The organism is Actinorectispora metalli, from assembly GCF_056323685.1.
The window spans coordinates 2,968,004-2,984,794 of the sequence record NZ_JBREYE010000001.1; the positions used below are offsets into that span (position 1 = coordinate 2,968,004).

General features: G+C 70.1%; 12 protein-coding genes. 8 read left to right on the top strand and 4 right to left on the bottom strand.

All coding sequences use genetic code 11. From position 1 onward, the window contains the following. Positions 1-128 precede the first annotated feature (128 nt). A complete protein-coding gene (locus tag ACU6XJ_RS13940; protein WP_476314006.1) occupies positions 129-3,494 on the top strand; it encodes an error-prone DNA polymerase in 3,366 nt (1,121 codons plus the stop codon). A gap of 7 nt (positions 3,495-3,501) precedes the next feature. Here ACU6XJ_RS13940 and ACU6XJ_RS13945 read toward each other — a convergent pair whose 3' ends face one another. Further along, positions 3,502-4,071, bottom strand: a complete 570-nt coding sequence (locus tag ACU6XJ_RS13945) for an NADPH-dependent FMN reductase (RefSeq protein WP_476310772.1) — start codon at positions 4,069-4,071, stop codon at positions 3,502-3,504. A gap of 151 nt (positions 4,072-4,222) precedes the next feature. Between ACU6XJ_RS13945 and ACU6XJ_RS13950 the strand changes: the two genes are divergently transcribed. Both ACU6XJ_RS13950 and ACU6XJ_RS13955 read left to right on the top strand, forming a co-directional pair. Then, on the top strand, positions 4,223-5,113 hold the full coding sequence (locus ACU6XJ_RS13950; protein ID WP_476310775.1) for a M23 family metallopeptidase: 891 nt from the start codon (positions 4,223-4,225) through the stop codon (positions 5,111-5,113). A gap of 110 nt (positions 5,114-5,223) precedes the next feature. Beyond that, positions 5,224-5,874, top strand: a complete 651-nt coding sequence (locus ACU6XJ_RS13955; protein ID WP_476310777.1) for a response regulator — start codon at positions 5,224-5,226, stop codon at positions 5,872-5,874. Between the two features lie 300 nt (positions 5,875-6,174). Here ACU6XJ_RS13955 and ACU6XJ_RS13960 read toward each other — a convergent pair whose 3' ends face one another. Both ACU6XJ_RS13960 and ACU6XJ_RS13965 read right to left on the bottom strand, forming a co-directional pair. Then, a complete protein-coding gene (locus ACU6XJ_RS13960) occupies positions 6,175-10,236 on the bottom strand; it encodes a HAMP domain-containing protein (protein ID WP_476310779.1) in 4,062 nt (1,353 codons plus the stop codon). Between the two features lie 234 nt (positions 10,237-10,470). Next, positions 10,471-11,694 (bottom strand): hypothetical protein, encoded by a 1,224-nt coding sequence (locus ACU6XJ_RS13965; RefSeq protein WP_476310782.1) that lies wholly within the window; start codon positions 11,692-11,694, stop codon positions 10,471-10,473. A gap of 240 nt (positions 11,695-11,934) precedes the next feature. Here ACU6XJ_RS13965 and ACU6XJ_RS13970 point away from each other — a divergent pair, with 240 nt between their 5' ends. The 5 genes from ACU6XJ_RS13970 to ACU6XJ_RS13990 all read left to right on the top strand — a co-directional run bounded on the left by ACU6XJ_RS13970 (position 11,935) and on the right by ACU6XJ_RS13990 (position 16,411). Continuing rightward, on the top strand, positions 11,935-13,167 hold the full coding sequence (locus tag ACU6XJ_RS13970; RefSeq protein ID WP_476310784.1) for an MFS transporter: 1,233 nt from the start codon (positions 11,935-11,937) through the stop codon (positions 13,165-13,167). 10 nt (positions 13,168-13,177) lie between these two features. Next, entirely contained in the window at positions 13,178-14,167 is a 990-nt protein-coding gene (locus tag ACU6XJ_RS13975; RefSeq protein WP_476310786.1) for a DMT family transporter, read from the top strand. Between the two features lie 66 nt (positions 14,168-14,233). Beyond that, on the top strand, positions 14,234-15,088 hold the full coding sequence (locus ACU6XJ_RS13980) for a bifunctional methylenetetrahydrofolate dehydrogenase/methenyltetrahydrofolate cyclohydrolase (RefSeq protein WP_476310789.1): 855 nt from the start codon (positions 14,234-14,236) through the stop codon (positions 15,086-15,088). A 19-nt stretch (positions 15,089-15,107) separates the two neighbouring features. Beyond that, complete coding sequence (locus ACU6XJ_RS13985) at positions 15,108-15,407, top strand: DUF3017 domain-containing protein (protein WP_476310791.1); 300 nt, start codon at positions 15,108-15,110, stop codon at positions 15,405-15,407. A 32-nt stretch (positions 15,408-15,439) separates the two neighbouring features. Then, positions 15,440-16,411: an endonuclease/exonuclease/phosphatase family protein gene (locus tag ACU6XJ_RS13990; RefSeq protein WP_476310792.1), complete on the top strand. Its 972-nt coding sequence runs from the start codon at positions 15,440-15,442 to the stop codon at positions 16,409-16,411. Positions 16,412-16,590: 179 nt separating this feature from the next. On the opposite strand, the gene ACU6XJ_RS13995 is transcribed toward ACU6XJ_RS13990, so the two are convergent. Further along, complete coding sequence (locus ACU6XJ_RS13995) at positions 16,591-16,785, bottom strand: DUF1918 domain-containing protein (RefSeq protein ID WP_476310794.1); 195 nt, start codon at positions 16,783-16,785, stop codon at positions 16,591-16,593. Positions 16,786-16,791: the final 6 nt, after the last annotated feature.

Below are 16,791 nucleotides of genomic sequence, written 5' to 3' on the forward strand. Positions count from 1 at the left end.
CCCAGCTGTGGGTCAGGGAGCCTGCGGGTCGTGATGCGCCAAGGAAACCCGACTGCTGAGCGGCGGGCAGAGGGGGAGTGCGTGCTGCGCCGCAGGGCGCCGGTCGGCTGCGGCCGGGGGTGGGGCTGATGGGGTGGAACAACCCGCCGCTGCGTTGGTCGGACTTCGAGGGCAGGCTTTCCGGGCGGCCGCGGGACGTGCGGTTTCCCGGTGATGGCGGGGACAGCCCGGCGTGGACCCGGCGGCGGGACCGCTACCGGCCGATCCGCAGCGAGCGGCACGGGCCGGTGCCGGACAACGGACGCAGCCTGGTCGCCTACGCCGAACTGCACGCGCACTCCAACTTCAGCTTCCTCGACGGGGCGGCGCACCCCGAGGAACTGGTGGAGCACGCCGCCCGGCTGGGGCTCAACGCGATCGCGTTGACCGACCACGACGGCATGTACGGGGTGGTGCGGTTCGCCGAAGCCGCCGCGGAACTCGGGGTGCAGACGATCTTCGGGTCGGAGCTCAGCCTCGGATTGACCGCGCCGCAGACCGGGGTTCCCGATCCGGAAGGCACCCACCTACTGGTGCTGGCGCGCAATCCCGACGGCTACCGCAAGCTCTGCCAGACGATCACCGTGGCGCAGCTCAGGGGCAACGAGAAAGGCAAGCCCGAGTACGAGTTGGAGGAGGTCGGGGCGACCGCGGGGGACGACTGGCTGGTGCTCACCGGCTGCCGCAAGGGGGCGGTGCGGTCCGCGCTGGCCTCGGCCGGACCGGATGCGGCCGCGGTCGAACTGGACCGGCTGGTCGGGTTGTTCGGCGCCGAACATGTCGTCGTCGAGCTCACCGACCACGGGCTGCCCGAGGACACCCGGCGCAACGACCTCCTCGCCGCGCTGGCCGAGGCGGCCGGGCTGTCGACGGTGGCCACCACCGCGGCGCACTACGCCCACCCGGACCAGTTCCGGCTGGCGGGAGCGTTGGCCGCGGTGCGGGCCCGGCGCGGGCTCGACGAACTGGACGGCTGGCTGCCGCCCGGCCCGACCGCCTACCTGCGGTCCGGGGTGGAGATGGCGGCCCGGTTCGCCCGGTATCCCGGCGCGGTGGCCAGGGCCGCGAAGCTCGGCACCCAGTGCGCGTTCAACCTGAAGCTGATGGCGCCCAAGCTGCCCCCGTTCAAGGTTGAGCCCGGCTTCACCGAGGACACCTGGCTGCGGGAGCTGACCTACCGGGGCGCGGCCCGCCGCTACGGCCTGCCCGATGCCAACCCCGCCGCCTACCGGCAGATCGAGCATGAGCTGGAGATCATCGAGAAGCTCGGATTCCCCGGCTACTTCCTGATCATCCACGACATCGTGGCCTTCTGCGAAAAGGAGGACATCCTCTGCCAGGGCCGGGGTTCGGCGGCCAACTCGGCGGTCTGTTACGCGCTGGGCATCACCAAGATCGACGCCGTCAAGTACGAACTGCTCTTCGAGCGCTTCCTGGCCCCGGAGCGGGACGGGCCGCCGGACATCGACCTGGACATCGAGTCCGACCGCCGCGAGGAGGTCATCCAGTACGTCTACCGCGAGTACGAGCGCACCCACGCCGCGCAGGTCGCCAATGTGATCACCTACCGGGCCCGCTCCGCGGTCCGGGACATGGCCAGAGCGCTGGGGTACTCGCCGGGGCAGCAGGACGCGTGGAGCAAGCAGATCGAGCGGTGGGGGCCGGTCGAGTCCACTGTGGAGCAGGACGACAACGACATCCCGCCCGAGGTGGTGCGGCTGGCGCTGGAGTTGGAGGGCTTTCCCCGGCACCTCGGCATCCACTCCGGCGGCATGGTCATCTGCGACCGCCCGGTCAGCGAGGTGTGCCCGGTGGAATGGGCCAGGATGGAGAACCGTTCGGTCCTGCAGTGGGACAAGGACGACTGCGCCTCCATCAACCTGGTCAAGTTCGACCTGCTCGGGCTCGGCATGCTCTCCGCACTGCACTACGCCATCGACCTGGCCGCCGAACACCACGGCGTCGACGTCGACCTGGCCAGGCTGGACCTGGCCGACCCGCAGATCTACGACATGCTGCAGGAGGCCGACACGGTGGGGGTTTTCCAGGTGGAGAGCCGCGCCCAGATGGCCACCCTGCCCCGGTTGCGGCCGCGCGAGTTCTACGACCTCGTGGTGGAGGTGGCGCTGATCCGGCCCGGCCCCATCCAGGGCGGCTCGGTGCACCCCTACATCCGCAGGCGGAACAAACAGGAAGAGGTCACCTACGACCATCCCAAACTGGAACGCGCGCTGAAGAAAACCCTTGGCGTGCCGCTGTTCCAGGAACAGCTGATGCAAATGGCCGTCGAGGTGGCGGGTTTCTCCGCGGCCGAGGCCGACGAACTGCGCAGGGCGATGGGCGCCAAGCGTTCCACCGAACGCATGGAGCGGCTCAAGGGCAGGCTCTTCGAGGGCATGGCTGCCAACGGCATCAACGGCGAACTCGCCGAGCAGATCTTCACCAAGCTGTTGGCCTTCTCCAACTTCGGCTTTCCGGAAAGCCACGCGTTGAGCTTCGCGCTGCTGGTCTACGCCAGTTCGTGGTTCAAGCGGTACTACCCCGCGGCGTTCTGCGCCGCCCTGCTCCGGGCCCAACCCATGGGCTTCTACTCGCCCCAGTCGCTGGTCGCCGACGCCCGCAGGCACGGTGTCACGGTCCGCGGCCCCGACCTCAACGCCAGCCTCGCGCACGCCACGCTGGAACCGGTGGACGCCGGCGCCGCGCCGCGGCCGGACATGCTGGGACCGGATGAGGCCGCGGTGCGGTTGGGGCTCGGCTCGGTGCGGCAGATCGGCGAGACGATGGCCGAGAAGATCGTCGAGGAGCGGCGGCGCAACGGGCCGTTCGCCGACATGGTGGACCTCGGGCGCCGGGTCACCCTCACCACGGCGCAGGTGGAGTCGCTGGCCACCGCGGGCGCGTTCGGCTGCTTCACCGGCCGGGACGGGCGGGCACTGGCCCGCAGGGAAGCGCTGTGGGCGGCAGGTGCGGTGGCGGGCGAGCGACCCGACCGGCTGCCCGGCACCGCGGTGGGCACCAGCGCCCCGATGCTGCCCGGCATGGACGAGGTGGAACTGGCGGTCGCCGATGTGTGGGCCACCGGGGTGTCCCCGGACAGCTTCCCCACCCAGTTCATTCGCGGCCGCTTGGACGCACTCGGCGCGCTGCCCGCGGCGAAGCTGTCCGAGGTGGAGCAGGGCACGCGGGTGCTGGTGGGTGGCGCGATCACCCACCGGCAGCGGCCCGCCACCGCCGGGGGTGTCACGTTCCTCAACCTGGAGGACGAGACCGGCATGATCAACGTGGTGTGCAGTCCGGGCCTGTGGGCCCGCTACCGCCGCGTCGCCCGCTCCAGCCAGGCCATGCTGATCCGGGGCATCGTCGAGAACGCCGAAGGCGTGGTCAGCCTGGTCGCGGACCGCCTCCAACCCCTCGACATGCGAATCCCGTCCACCTCAAGGGACTTCCGCTGATCCGCGCTCAGGCTCCGTAGGGGCGCTTGGCGCGGGCTTCCCGGAGCGCGTCGGCCCACCAGACAAGCTGGTCGAACAGGACCTTGGCGGCACCGTTGGTGCCCTCGGCGTCCACGGCCTTGCCCTCGCCGTCGAACTGGTTCCAGGCGTTGTGGAAGCTCACCGTGTCCCGGACCGTCACCGTGTGCAGTTCGGCGAAGACCTGCCGAAGCTGCTCGACGGCGCGCAGGCCGCCGGAGATGCCGCCGTAGGAGACGAACGCGACCGGCTTGGCACGCCACTCGGCGTTCGCGGAGTCGATCGCGAACTTCAGCGAGGCGGGGAAGCTGTGGTTGTACTCGGGAGTGATCACGACGAAGGCCTCGGCGTGGCCGATGCGCTCGACGAACTGCTGGGTGGCCTCGTTCGGCTGCTTGGCGTGCACGGCGGGCAGCGCCGCCTCGGCGAGGTCGATGGAGTCGAGCACGAGGTCCTCGCGCTCGGCCACCTTGGCCACCACCCAGTCCCTCACGGTCTCGGCGAAGCGGCCCTCACGGGTGCTGCCGACGATGACTGCCACACGGATTGGATCGGACATGTCTCCCCCTGGTCGGGTATCGGTTCTGCTGCACACAACCAGCAGCCCTGCCCGTTGATTTCCGGTTTCACCGGATATGACATAGGCGACGCCATCTCGATCGAGTGATCGCAGGTTGGCAGAAGGGCACCGGACCCGAAACGATCCCCGCGTGCACGTCTACCGGTTTCGACGGCTCGCGGTGATCCTGCTCGCACTGCTGCTCGGTTCGGTGGTGGTCCTCGACGGGGCAGGCGCGCGGCCTGCCGACGACCTCGCGGTGACGGTCGCGGGCGCACTGGCCGACCAGCGCAGGTCGAGCGACGCGGGCCACCCCTTGATCGAGACGATCAGGCACACCGGGAATCTGACCTTCGGCACCGCGACGCTGCCCGTGCCGGACACCGTCCACGAGGCGCCCCGGCTGGTGCTGTTCCTGGCCCGGCACACCGAAAACGGCTGGCAGGTCGGGCTGGAGGGCACACCGCTGTTCACCGAGTGGGCGGCGTCGGTGCTCCCGCCGCAGGAGCGGTCGGCGCTCGCCGAGCCGCCAGGAGCGAGGCTGGAGACGGGCCTGTCCCTGCCGTGGCGCTGGGGTGACCGCTGGTACATGGGCGGCGGGCCGCACGGCAATGCCGATGGCAGCAGGCCGTTCCACTCGTTGGACTTCCACGGCAGCGACAACCGGGTGCTGGCCCCGGCCGCGGGCACCGTTTACCGAAGCTGCCTCAAGGAAGGCAGCGGCGTGATCCGGATCGTGCACGACAACGGCTTGTCCACCACCTACTACCACCTCGTCGCGCTCGCCGACCTCGCCGACGGGGCCCGCATCGAGGCGGGCACCTATCTGGGCCGCACCTCCACCGCGACCCCCTGCGGCGGCGCCGCCAAGGGCGAACACGTGCACTTCACCCTCATGCGCGGCGCCGAATATGTTGGAGTACAGGGGGCTCGGATCGGCGGGTGGACCTTCCACGAAGGCGACCGGGAGTACGAGGGGTACGCCCAGTGGCGCGACCACCGGGTCGGCAGGCGCGGAAAGCTCACCAACCACGGACCCTGACCGGGTACGACTGGAGAGCCGATCAGGCGAATGGAGAACTTCGGCGGTACCCAGACCGGCCGGGGAGTCGACAAGGTGGAGTCATTGCCGTGGCGGGCGGGTGGTGATGGATGGCGGCGGCACGGGTTTTCCTGGTGGACGACCACGAGATCGTGCGGCGCGGCGTGAAGGAGTTCGTCGCGGAGCACGATGATCTGGCGATCGCGGGGGAGGCGGCCTCGGTCGCCGAGGCACTGATGACCATTCCGGGTTCACATTCGGACATCGCCGTGATCGATGTGCGCCTGCCCGATGGGAACGGCGTGGAGCTGTGCCGTGAGCTGCGGTCCCGGCACTCGGAGCTGCGTTGTCTGATGCTGTCCTCGTTCGCCGACGACGAGGCGCTGCTCAACGCGGTGATGGCGGGCGCGGCGGGTTATGTGCTCAAGCATGTGCTCGGCGCCGAGCTGATCACCGCGATCCGGCGGGTGGTGGCGGGCGAGACGCTGATCGACCACCACACGACCTCCGCGCTGATGGACAACCTGCGGGTCAGGGAGGCGGCCGAGCCGCTGCGCAGGCTCACCCCGCAGCAACGCGCGGTGCTGGAGCTCATCGGGGAGGGCCTGACCAACCGGCAGATCGCCGAAAAACTGTTCCTCACCGAGAAGACGGTGAAGAACTACGTCTCCCAGGTGTTGGCGAAACTGGGCATGCAGCGCCGCACCCAGGCCGCCGCGTTCTCGGTCCGCTGGCAGCTGGGCAGGCATCCGGGCCCATAGCTTCTACGCCCAATCCGCCGCTGCGGCAACAGAATCTGAATATTCGGCAATCAGGGTCCAAGGACTCTGTGTCCTCCGCGGTGCGTGCGGTCTCATGGTTGGTGTACAGCCCTGAGGACCACAGGATCGGCACAGCCCGGTGCCGCGGCTCAGTTCCGATGCTGCTACCCGAGCACAAGCGCCCGGCGCACCGCCGGTCCCTTCCATGGGGACGGGTCCGCTCCGCATGTACCCCGAACCGCAGCGCGGAGCGGACCCCACCCGAACGTTGCGACGTCCAACCTCCGAGGGCGGCGAGCACTAGGCCAGGTAGCCGTCCACCAGGCGCAGCAGGTGGTCGATGTCCACCGGCTTGGTCACGTAGTCGGTCGCGCCGCTGGCCAGGGTTCGGTCGCGGTCGCCCTTCATGGCCTTGGCGGTCACCGCGATGATCGGGATGTTCACATAGCCGGGTATTTCCCGCACGGTCAGCATGGTGGCGTTGCCGTCCAACTCCGGCAGCATGATGTCCATCAGCACCAGCGCGATATCGGACTCCTCCTCCAGCATCCTGATCGCGGCCAGCCCGGTTTCGGCGACCAGCACGGTCAGCCCCCGGTCCTCCAGCACGCTGGACAACGCGATGACGTTGCGCACATCGTCGTCCACCACCAGCACCTTCTGCCCGTCGAACCGGATGTCGTTGGGCTCGGGCAGCGGCGCGGGCGCGTTCTCCGCGGCGGTGAGCCCCTGCGGCTGTTCCACCACGGTCGGATAAACCCAACCCGCGCCGAGTTCCCGCGGCGGGCCGCCGACCGGTGTGCGGTGCGGCACCAGCAACGTGAAGGTGCTGCCCACGCCCGGTTCGCTGTGCACGTGTAGTTCGCCGCCGAGCAGCTGGGTGAGGTCACGGCTGATCGACAGCCCCAGCCCGGTGCCGCCGTAGCGACGGCTGGTTGTGCCGTCGGCCTGCTGGAACGCCTCGAAGATGACGTTGAGCTTGTCGGCCCTGATTCCGATCCCGGTGTCCCGCACGTCGAACGCCAGCACCCCGGACACCTCCTGCAGCCACGGCGAGACGGCTTCGGCGGGCGGCACATCGCGGATACGCAACCTGATCCCCCCATTGTCGGTGAACTTCACCGCGTTGGAGAGCAGGTTGCGCAGCACCTGTTCCAGCCGGTGCTTGTCGGTGTGGATGGTGTCCGGCACGCCCGGCAGCCGCTCGATGGTGAAGTCCAGATCCTTCTCGGTGGCCAGCGGCCTGCAGAAGGCCTCGACATGCCGCACGATCTCGTCCAGCGTCAGCGGCACCACGAACAGATCCAGCCTGCCCGCCTCCACCTTGCTCAGGTCCAGGATGTCGTTGATCAGTTGCAACAGGTCGATGCCCGCGGAGTGGATGGTCTGGCAGAACTCCACCTGCTTGGCCGTCAGGTTGCCCTCCACGTTGTCGGCGAGCAGCCTGGCCAGGATCAGCATGCTGTTCAACGGCGTACGCAGCTCGTGGGACATGTTGGCCACGAACTCCGACTTGTAGGTGGAGGCCACCGCCAGCTGCTGGGCGCGGTCCTCCAGCTCCTGGCGGGCCCGCTCGATCTCGGAGTTCTTGTACTCGATGTCCCGCTTCTGCCTGGCCAGCAGCTCCGCCTTCTCGGCGAGGTCGGTGTTGGAGCGCTGCAACTCGTCCTGCTGGGCCTGCAACTGCTCGGAGCGCGCCCGCAGCTCACCGGCGAGCCGCTGCGACTCCGACAGCAGCGCGTCGGTGCGGGCATTGGCCAGGATGATGTTGACGTTGACGCCGATGCTGCCCTTGAGCTGGTCCAACAGATCCCGGTGCAGCTTGGTGAAGGAATTGACGGTGGCCAGTTCGATGACGCCCAACGCGTTGCCCTCGTAGACCAACGGCAACACGATCACCTCCACCGGCGGCGCGGAGCCGAGGCTGGAGGAGATCGTGATGTAGCCGGGTGGTGCGTCGGTGACCAGGATCGTGCGCTTGTCCAGCGCGGCTTGGCCGATCAGCGACCGGCCGAGCGGAATCGTGGTCAGGGTTGAGGCCGGGTCCAGCCCGTAGCTGGCCACAAGCTCCAGCACGCGGTCGCCGTCGGTACGGCGCAGCACGAAGAACGAGCCGTGCTGGGCGGACACCAGCGGCGCGAGCTCGCTCATGATCAGCGAGGCGACGACCGTGAGGTCGCGGTGGCCCTGCATCAGGCTCGCCACCCTGGCCAGGTTCGTCTTCAGCCAGTCCTGCTCCTGGTTGGTGCGGGTGGTGGCCTTGAGGTTGCCGATCATCTGGTTGATGTTGTCCTTGAGCTCGGCCACCTCCCCGGAGGCGTCCACGGTGATCTGCCGGGTGAGATCGCCCGCGGTCACCGCGGTGGCCACCGCGGCGATCGCGCGCACCTGCGTGGTCAGGTTGCCCGCCAACTGGTTCACGCTCTCGGTGAGCCGCTGCCAAGTGCCGGACACGCCCGCGACCTCGGCCTGACCGCCCAGCATCCCCTCGTTGCCCACCTCGCGGGCCACCCTGGTCACCTCGGAGGCGAACGAGGACAGCCGGTCGACCATGGTGTTGATGGTGGTCTTGAGCTCCAGGATCTCGCCGCGGGCGTCCACGTCGATCTTTTTGGACAGGTCGCCCTGGGCGACGGCGGTGGTGACCTGGGCGATGTTGCGGACCTGTGCGGTGAGGTTGTTGGCCATGAAGTTGACCGAGTCGGTGAGGTCCCGCCAGGTGCCCGCCACATTGGGCACCTGGGCCTGACCGCCGAGGTTGCCTTCGGTGCCGACCTCGCGGGCCACCCTGGTGACCTCGCCCGCGAAGGCCGACAGCGTGTCCACCATCCCGTTGAGGGTCGCGGCCAGCGCCATCACCTCGCCCTTGGCCTCCACGGTGATCTTCTTGCTCAGGTCGCCGCCCGCCACCGCGGTGGCCACCGCCGCGATACCGCGCACCTGGTTGGTCAGGTTGTCGGCCATGACGTTGACGTTGTCGGTCAGGTTCTTCCAGGTGCCCGCCACGCCGCGGACCCTGGCCTGGCCGCCCAGCTTGCCGTCGGTGCCGACTTCGCGGGCGACGCGGGTGACCTCGTCGGCGAAGGCGGAGAGCTGGTCGACCATGGTGTTGATGGTGTTCTTGAGTTCCTGGATCTCGCCGCGGGCGTCCACGTTGATCTTCTGCGACAGGTCGCCGCGGGCGACGGCGGTGGTGACCTGGGCGATGTTGCGGACCTGTGCGGTGAGGTTGTTGGCCATGAAGTTGACGGAGTCGGTGAGGTCGCGCCAGGTGCCCGCGACGCCGGGTACCTGGGCTTGGCCGCCGAGGCGGCCGTCGGTGCCGACCTCGCGGGCGACGCGGGTGACCTCGTCGGCGAAGGACGACAGCTGGTCGACCATGGTGTTGACGGTGTCTTTCAGTTCCTGGATCTCGCCCCGGGCGTCCACGTCGATCTTCTTGGACAGGTCGCCCTGCGCCACCGCTGTCGTGACCTGCGCGATGTTGCGGACCTGGCTGGTCAGGTTGTTGGCCATGAAGTTGACGGAGTCGGTGAGGTCGCGCCAGGTGCCCGCGACGCCGGGTACCTGGGCTTGGCCGCCGAGGCGGCCGTCGGTGCCGACCTCGCGGGCGACGCGGGTGACCTCGTCGGCGAAGGACGACAGCTGGTCGACCATGGTGTTGACGGTGTTCTTCAGTTCCAGGATCTCGCCGCGGGCGTCCACGTCGATCTTCTGCGACAGATCGCCCTGGGCCACCGCCGTGGCCACCTGGGCGATGTTGCGGACCTGGCCGGTCAGGTTGTTGGCCATCGAGTTGACCGAGTCGGTGAGATCCCGCCAGGTGCCGGTCACCCCGGGCACCTCCGCCTGACCGCCGAGGCGGCCCTCGGTGCCGACCTCCCGCGCCACCCTCGTCACCTCGGCGGCGAACAGCGACAGCTGCTCCAGCAGGCCGTTGACGGTGCGACCGAGCCGCGCGAACTCACCCCGCAGTGGCTGGCCGTCCACCTCCGCCGAGATGCGCTGCGACAGGTCACCAGCGGCGACCGCCTCCGCGACCCGGCTCAGGTTCGTGATCGGGTGCATGAGCTCGTCGATCAGCCCGTTCACCGCCTCGACGGCAAGCGACCAGCCCACCGGCCAGTCCTCGCCGGACAGGCGCTGGTCCAGCCTGCCGTCCTTGCCGACGGCCTGGCGCAGACGGGTCAATTCCCCGACCAGCCGCTGATTGCGCTCCGCGATGGCGTTGAAAACAGCGGCGATCTGCGCGGGCAAACCCGTTCCGTTAACCGCTAATCGTCGCCGGAAATTGCCGTCGCGTACATCTCGCATTCCGCTGAGGAGCCGGGCGAGAAAGACGTCGTCGGACATGGGGACCATGTCGGGCTCTTTACTGCCGGAGGATTGTCGAACCGTGCTGCCAGGACGACCTTACTGGGCAGAAGATGATCACCGGGATACGAAGAACGGGGCAGCTTGCCTCGGGTGCGGTGGCTCTCCGTGCCCGCCCCACCCGCGTTGTGGCGGGCGTTGCTCTGTTCGGCGGCATGCCCGGGGTGAGAGATGGCGATGTCAGGCAGGCCGAAACTTCCCGGCGCCTATTCCCGGCAGCCGCTAATTGCCGTGCGGGATCGGGGCGAGCAGCAACGCGCCAAGCAGGTAAGCGCTGGCCTCCGCGATTTTCCCGAACGTGACCGAATTGTGCCGCTCACCGCGCTCGGACCAGAACACCGACCAGCCGCCATCGCCGCGGATCAGGCACCAGCACCGCTCGTCCACCTCGTTGATACGGAACGAACCGCCCGGCACGCCAAGCTCGGAAAGCCTGCGGCGCAGCACATCCAGCGCCGCCGTCTCGATCTCGCGCTGCGTCTCGTCGGCGGGCGGCGCCGCCAACGGGGCGCCCACCAGGCTCGGCGCTCCCGGCGCGGAGCCGTTGGTCTCCCGGCCGACCGGCTGCATCTCCCGCTGCGTGGGCTGAGCCAGCTTGGCGGGCGGCACCAGCGTCGCCGCCGCGGCGCGGCGGGTCGGCTCGTCCACCGGGGGAAGCTGGAAGCCCTGCAACCGGGCGTGCTCGACCAGGCCGGGTTCGGGTGCGACGTTGTGCGTCACGAGGTAGTACAGGACCGCGGCGGACCAGATCCAGGTGCCGTCGGTGTGGAAGCTCATCGGCACGGCAGGCGTGCGCTCGGGCGAGAGCTTGTCGGTGTCCATTCCCCTGGAGGAGAACACCACCGGCGCGCGGCTGAGGTACTCCAGCAGCTTCGGGATCTCGTCCTGGCTCACCGGCGGCCGCTCGGCGATCGGCTGCCCGCCGGAGTCCACGCCGTCGAAGACCCGCGCCAGCCGGAACCGGCCGGGGCCCGCCGCGGGCATCCGCGGCTGGGACATGGCGGCGGGCATGGGCGCGCGGGCCCGCTCGCTCATCCACGCCGGGACCTTCTCATCGGGCCGGGGGAAGAACCTCAGCTCGTCGACGAAGGCGATCGGCGGCGGCGGGTTCTGCCAGCGCGGCTCCTCCTCGTAGTCGAAGCCGATGGCGTAGCTGGCGGGCTGCTTGATCAGGTACCTGCTGCGCAGCCAGGTGCCCCGGTCCTCCTCGAACATGCCCGCCCGCAGGCGCCCGAAGAGCTGGGCGCACTCCCTGGGGGCGGTCCAGTTCATCGTGCTGCCGTCGGCGGCGAGCACCTCGGCGCTCATCTCGATGTGCCGACCTGCGGCGCGGTACTCGACGAGTATCCGCTGCCACTCGACCGGCACCACGCGGAGCAGGGTGACGCCGATCTGCTGTATCAGTTTTTCCTGATCAGCTGGCGCCAGCGGGCTCGGACGTGACATGCCTACATCCTCCCCGCCCGGTAAACGATCGATGCCATCGGGGTCGAAAGTATTCGACGCCGGTTGCGGTTGAGTATCCAACGAGTGATTCGCCGGTGGGCGATAGTGACTCAGTGATGCAAATTTCCTTGCTTATCCTCCGTCAGGGGTAATATCTTGAGCCATTCGGCCGGGGTGTCGGCGAACTGGTTGTAAGCGAAACTTCCTTGTTTTGTCAGGGGTGCCGGCCACACTGGGCGGGTGCTGCGTCCCTACCGCCTGCTCTCCGGCGTGCCCCACGGCCTCGCTCTGCTGATCTGGTCCCTCTTCGGACGCCTGCACATGCCGGGCACCGCGCTCGCGGTGACCTTCCTCGTCGCGGGCTGGACGGGCAGCTACGCCAAGGCCGGTCTGGTGGTCGCCGCGCTCACCGTCGGCCAAGGCATCGCCGGGCCGCTGCGCGGCAGGGCCGCGGACCGCACCTCGCCGGTCCGACTGCTGATCATCACCGGCCTGCTCTACGCCGCGGGCCTGGCCACGCTGGCCCTGCTGCCCGCGGGCGCCTTCCCCGCCGCGCCGGTCGTCGCGCTGCTCACCGGCCTGTGCATGCCGCCGGTCACCCAGGTCGCCCGGTCGAGGCTCAGCCGTATCCCGGACCCCGACGCCAGGAACGCGGCGTTCTCCATCGAGGCCACCCTCCAGGAACTGCTGTTCGTCGTCGGACCGGTGCTCGCCGCCATGGCCGCCGCGTTCTCCGGCGGCCGGGCCGCGACACTGGTCTGCGCGGTAATCGCGGCAGGCGGCGTGCTGGGCTTCGCCCGCGCGGTGGCCGCGAGCAACCGCACCGACTGGGTCGGCGTGCCGCACGGCGCGACCGCACCGCAGGGCTCGCCACTGCTCGCCGACCGCCGGTTCCTGGCGATCCTGGCGATGTACGTGCTTGTCGTCGGCTCACTGCACGCGGTGGACCTGAGCCTCATCGCCTGGGCCCGCGACCGCGGCAGCCCGCTGCTCGGCGGCGCCCTCGCCGCGCTGTGGGCGATCACCTCGATGATCGGCGGCCTGGTGGTCGGCGGTCGCAGCGGCCCGCCGCGCCTGTCCCTGCGGCTGGCGCTGGCCGCGGCGGGCTACGCCGCGCTGGCCCTGACCTTCCCGCCGCTGAGCGCCTCACCCCTGTGGCTGGTGTGCGTGGTGCTGGCCCTGGGCGGCACGGCCCTGGCGCCGATGATGGCGGCGGGCTCATCGCGGATGGCCGACCTGGTCTCCCCGGACCGCCGCGCGGAGGCCTACGGCTGGATGGCCACCGCCACCACCGGCGGCGCCGCACTGGCCGCGCCGGTCTCCGGGCGCCTGCTGGACACCGTGGGCCCGGCCGCCTCGGTGGGAATGGCGGCCCTGCTGACGCTGTTGGCGATAGCGGCGGCCCTGATGGCCCGCCCGCGTTCGACGGCCGAACCCGAAGGCGAGACCATCGACACCACCGCCGCCGTCTGAGGAGACCTGCTTGCGCGCCAAGCTGTCGCCACCACCTCGCGATCCCGCGACCCCCGTCAAGCCGCGTCGCGCCGCGATCGGCGCCGGTCTCGGCGTCGCGTTGCTCAGCGGCATGGGGATGGCGACGCAGGCCAGGGTCAACGGTGAACTCGGCGGCAGGCTGGGCGACGGAATCGCGGCCGCGACCATCTCCTTCGGCACCGGACTGGTCGTGGTCGCACTGCTGGTGGCCGCGCTGCCCGGCAGCAGGCGGGGCATGGCGGGCATCCGCGCCGCGCTCCGCGGCGGGTCACTGCGCTGGTGGCAGTGCATCGGCGGGTCCTGCGGGGCGTTCCTGGTGGCCGCCCAGGGCCTCACCGTGCCCGCGCTCGGCGTCGCCGTGTTCACCGTCGCGCTGGTGGGCGGACAGGCCGCGGCGAGCCTCGCGGTGGACCGGGCAGGCGTCGGGCCGGCAGGCCCGCAGCGGATCAGCCCGACCAGGGTCGCGGGCGCCGCCCTCGCGGTGGTCGCCGTCTTCGTCGCGGTCGTCGAGGAGTTGGGCGACCCGGCGGCACTGGGACTCGTCGTGCTGCCCGCCATCGCGGGCGTCGGACTGGCCTGGCAGTCGGCGGTCAACGGCCTGGTCGGCCGGGCGGCCCGCGCCGCGCTCCCGCCCGCGTTGGTGAACTTCGCGGTGGGCACCGCGGTGCTGCTCGTCGTCCTCGCCGTCGTCCTCGCCGTGCGTGGCCTGCCGGAGCGGCTGCCCGACGAGCCGCTGCTCTACATCGGCGGCCTGCTCGGCATCGGGTTCGTTGCGGCAAGCTCGGTCGTCGTGCGGATCACCGGAGTGCTGATGCTGGGGTTGGGCAACGTCGCCGGGATGCTGCTCGGCGCGCTGCTGCTGGATCTGTCGGTGCCCGCCGCGGGCGAGCGTTTGACGGTGTACGGCCTGCTGGGGACGGCCCTGACGCTGGTGGCGGTGGTCATCGCCGCCCTGCCCGCCCTCCGCCGGGCCTCTTGATCGTTGTAGCCGCGTGGAGTCGAGGTCGGCCGGGGCGCCCGGGTGCGACGCTGCCAGAATGTCCGCGTGACAGCGACCATCCTCGACGGCAAGGCCACGCGCAAACAGATCCTCGACGACCTGCGGCAGCGGGTCGCCGCTCTGCGGGAGCGGGGCATCGTGCCCGGGTTGGCCACGGTGCTCGTCGGGGATGACCCCGGCTCACACTCCTACGTGCGCGGCAAGCACGCGGCCTGCGCGAAGGTGGGCATCCACTCCATCCGCCGCGATCTGGCGGCCGATGTGTCGCAGGCCGAGGTGGAAGCGGTCATCGACGAACTGAACGCCGACCCCGCCTGCACCGGCTACATCGTGCAGCTACCGGTGCCGGACCACTTGGACGCGGGCGCGCTGCTGGAGCGCATCGACCCGTCCAAGGACGCCGACGGCCTCCACCCGGTGAACCTCGGCAGGCTGGTGCTCAGCGAGCCCGGCCCGCTGCCCTGCACGCCGCGCGGCATCGTGGAACTGCTGAGCCGCTACGACATCCCGCTGAGCGGCGCCTCGGTGACCGTCGTCGGACGCGGGGTCACCGTGGGCAGGCCGCTGGGTCTGCTGCTCACCCGGCGCAGCGAGAACGCCACGGTCACGCTGTGCCACACCGGAACCAAGGACCTGGCAGCCGAGGTGCGGCGGGCCGACATCGTGGTCGCGGCGGCGGGCAAGGCGGGTCTGATCACCGCGAACATGGTCCGACCCGGAGCGGTCGTACTCGATGTCGGTGTGACCAGGACCGAGCTCGGCCTGGTCGGGGACGTCGCGCCCGAGGTGGCCGAGGTGGCGGGCTGCCTGGCGCCCATGCCCGGCGGCATCGGCCCGATGACGGTCGCGATGCTGCTGACCAACACCGTGGAGGCGGCCGAGCAGGCCGCGCGGGACTGACGAGGAAAAGGCAGGCCAGATGAGCAGGCAGCCGCACAACGGCTCCCCGGCGTCGACGTTCCTGCCGCTGGGAATCGTGCTCGTCGTCGTGGCGGTCGCGTTGCTGCGCATCTGGCAGGCGCACTGGCGCGAGGGCGCCGCGCTGGTGGGCGGCGCCCTGCTGCTCGCCGCTGGCCTGCGGGCGGTGCTGTCACCGGAACAGGCCGGGCTACTCGCCGTGCGCGGCCGCAGTGTGGACGTGCTCAGCTACGGCGGGCTGGGCGCGTTGATTGTCGTTGTCGCCGTGACGATCGAGGGCGGGCCCTTCGACACGGCGTGAGCACGTGCCTGATGGATTGCTGGAGGAAAATCGTGCGAGTGCAGCCGCGGTGGCTGACGAGTGGTGTTGTGTTGGTCATCGGCGTGCTGTTGTTGATACCCGACCTGCTGTGGCTGGACGGGTTCACGCCTTTCGCGCAGGCCATGGCATTTCGCCCGGCGCTGGTCGGGCTGGGTGTGCTGGTCGGCGTCCTGCTGCTGTTCCGCCGGTCGCTTCGGCTGCCCGCGTTGCTGCTGATCGTGCTCTCGCTGCTCGCCGTGCCGCTGGTGGTGCCGCGCACCGCCGCGGTCGCGCAGCAGGCCACCGGCGAGGAGCTCAGCGTGCTCATGGTCAACACCCAGAGCGCGGCCACCGACCCGAAGCAGGTCGCCGAGCTCATCCGCAGGTACCAGCCCGATGTGGTCTCGCTGCCGGAGGCGGGCCGGGAGTACCGGGAGAACATCGAGGTCGAGGGCGATCTGTTCGACCACTACGAGGGTTACTCGGCGCAGTCGGACTACTCGGCGCTGAGCGCCGTCTCGGTCATGGTCAGCACGCGGCTCGGCGAGGTGACCGCGACGCCGGACCACACCGCCAAGTACCCGAGTTGGATTCTCCAGGGCGGCAAGCTGGGCTCGGTGCGCTTCGTCGCCTACCACGCGACCTCGCCCCGCCACCTCAGCCTCCAGCAGTGGCGCCACGATGTCTCGGTGCTGCGCACATGGTGTGCGAGCCAGGACTCCTACATCATCGCCGGGTCGTTCAACGCCACCCTGGACCACCGCCCGTTCCGGCAGGCCGTCGCGGGCTGCGACGACACCGCCGATGTGCTCGGCCAGGGCCTGACCTCCACCTGGCCCGCCGCGCTGCCCCGCTGGCTTGGCAGCCAGATCGAACACGTGCTGTACCGCGGCGACGTGGTCCCCGCTCGGCTTGAGTTCATCGACGTGCCCACCAGCGACCACCGCGGCATCCTCGCCACCTACCACCTCACCGGCGCCACCCCCACCACCCTGGCGAAATAGCGCTTCAGCCGGGCCGCCTGCCGCGCAACAACGGCCGGACTGCCGCGCTGCGCGGGGTCACGACCGGACGGCTCACCGAGCCCGCCGCCCTGGTGCTTTTCCTGGTGTCCGGAAAGGCACGCAACATCCCCGGCGCCGATTACCTCATCGACGGCGGACAAACCAGGACCGCGTGACCGCTAGTCCTCGCTGACCCGGGGCTCGACGATGCAGTCCGGCCCCGGGAACACCAGCGTCTGGTGGCCGTCGGTGAACCGCACGACGTAGGGAGGCGCGCCGTCCTGGCCGCGTACCTCCACGATCTCGCCCTGCCGATCCTTGAGCCCGACGGCCCGGGAATGGATGTGAATGACGTCGCCAACGGCTGCCTGCATGGCCCA